The organism is Nocardioides korecus (assembly GCF_054778395.1).
This window is the reverse complement of sequence record NZ_BAAGZO010000026.1, coordinates 1-2,182: the sequence shown is the minus strand read 5'-3', so window position 1 is coordinate 2,182 and position 2,182 is coordinate 1. Positions and strand designations below refer to the sequence as shown.

Annotated in this window: 2 protein-coding genes; both read left to right on the top strand. The window is 67.4% G+C overall.

Annotation, left to right across the window (positions count from 1 at the left end; all coding sequences use genetic code 11):
* The first annotated feature begins 69 nt into the window (after positions 1-69).
* The gene (gene istA / locus ACYVDA_RS20670; RefSeq protein ID WP_460820427.1) at positions 70-1,317 is read left to right on the top strand and encodes an IS21 family transposase; all 1,248 of its coding nucleotides are present in this window, start codon (positions 70-72) and stop codon (positions 1,315-1,317) included.
* Positions 1,317-2,117 (top strand): IS21-like element helper ATPase IstB, encoded by an 801-nt coding sequence (istB, locus tag ACYVDA_RS20665; RefSeq protein WP_460820426.1) that lies wholly within the window; start codon positions 1,317-1,319, stop codon positions 2,115-2,117. Before istA ends, istB begins: the two co-directional genes overlap by 1 nt.
* Positions 2,118-2,182 lie beyond the last annotated feature (65 nt).

Below are 2,182 nucleotides of genomic sequence, written 5' to 3'. Positions count from 1 at the left end.
TGTCGACGACGCTTGAAAACGAGGCCATAGCGACGGTCGAAAACGAGGCCACCCAGACAGATTGGATGGGTGATCTCAGTGGAGGATTGGGCTTTGATTCGGCGGCTGGTTGCGGATGGTGTTCCGCAGCGTCAGGTCGCGAAGGATCTCGGGGTCGGACGGTCGACGGTGGCGCGTGCGTTGGCCTCGGATCGGCCACCGAAGTACGAGCGGGCGGCGGTGCCGACGTCGTTCGCGGCGTTCGAACCTGCGGTGCGGCAGCTGCTCAAAGATCATCCAGACATGCCGGCCACGGTGATCGCCGAACGGGTCGGCTGGACCGGGTCGATCACCTGGTTCCGCGACCACGTCCGCCGGCTGCGTCCTGAGCATCGACCGGTCGACCCCTCGGACCGGTTGACCTGGCTGCCCGGTGACGCGGCGCAGTGCGACCTGTGGTTCCCGCCGAAGAAGATCGGCCTCGAAGACAGCTCGAAGGTCCTGTTGCCGGTCATGGTGATCACGTGCGCGCACTCGCGGTTCATGCTCGCCCAGATGATCCCGACCCGGCACACCGAGGACCTGCTGTTGGGGATGTGGGTGCTGCTCCAACAGCTCGGTCGTGTCCCGCGTCGGCTGATCTGGGACAACGAGTCCGGCATCGGCCGCGGCAAGCGGCACGCTGAGGGAGTCGGTGCGTTCACCGGCACCCTGGCCACCACACTGCAACGTCTGAAGCCCTACGACCCAGAATCGAAGGGGATCGTCGAGCGACGCAACGGGTTCTTCGAGACTTCCTTCATGCCTGGTCGTGACTTCGCGTCCCCGTCCGACTTCAACACCCAGCTCACCGACTGGCTCAGCATCGCTAACGCCCGGGTGGTGCGCACCATCAAGACCCGACCGGTCGACCTGCTCGACGCCGACCGGTCCGCGATGCTGCCCATGCCGCCGGTCCCACCAGCGGTCGGGTGGGTCAACCGGGTCCGGCTTGGACGCGACTACTACGTCCGCATCGACTCATCCGACTACTCTGTCGACCCCGCGGTGATCGGCAGGTTCGTCGACGTGACCGCAGACCTGACGCGGGTCGAAGTCCGCCACAAGGGACGCCTGGTCGCCGCCCACGACCGGGTCTGGGCGCGCGGAATGACGATCACCGACCCCGCCCACGTCGCCGCGGCCAAGAGGCTTCGTGAGCAGTTCCAGAACCCCCGACCGGCACCAGATCCCGACCATGGGCTGGTCCGGGACCTGGCTGACTACGACCGTGCCTTCGGCCTCATCGATGCCCCGGCTGACCTGAGTGACGGCCTGGCTGACGAGCAGGTGGCCTGATGGCAGCCAAGGCAAAGAGCGACGTGACCGAGGCGCTCAAGCAGCTGACCTACCTGGCGTCGGCGTTGAAGGCGCCGCGGATCACCGAAGCAGCCGGGCGGCTGGCGGACCACGCGCGTGACGCCGGCTGGACCCACGAGGAGTACCTCGCCGCGGTCCTGGACCGTGAGGTCGCAGCCAGGAACGCATCTGGTGCCCAGCTGCGGATCCGGGCCGCCGGGTTCGGGTCCCGCAAGACGATCGAGGAGTTCGACTTCGATGCCCAGTCCGCGGTGCGCCAGCAGGTGGCCGCCCTGGCATCAGGCGGGTTCCTCACCGAAGCCCGCAACGTGGTGCTCCTCGGCCCGCCCGGGACCGGCAAGACCCACCTGGCCACCGGCCTGGGCATCGCTGCCGCCCACCACGGACATCGGGTCCTGTTCGCCACCGCCACCGAATGGGTCACCCGCTTGACCGAGGCCCACCGCGCCGGACGGCTACCGCAAGAGCTCGCCCGGCTACGCCGCTACGGGCTGATCATCGTCGACGAGGTCGGCTACCTGCCCTTCGAGCAAGACGCCGCGAACCTGTTCTTCCAGCTCGTGTCGAGCCGCTACGAGCACGCCTCGCTGATCCTCACATCCAACCTGCCGTTCAGCGGCTGGGGCGGTGTCTTCGGCGACCAGGCCGTCGCCGCGGCGATGATCGACCGCGTCGTCCACCACGCCGACGTCTTGACCCTCAAGGGCGCCAGCTACCGGCTACGCAACCGCGGGATCGACACTCTGCCCAGCATCAGAACCCAAGACACGGCAGACTAGAAGACACGAACCGGTGGCCTCGTTTTCGAGCGTCGGATCGGCCTCATTTTCGAGCGTTGCCGACA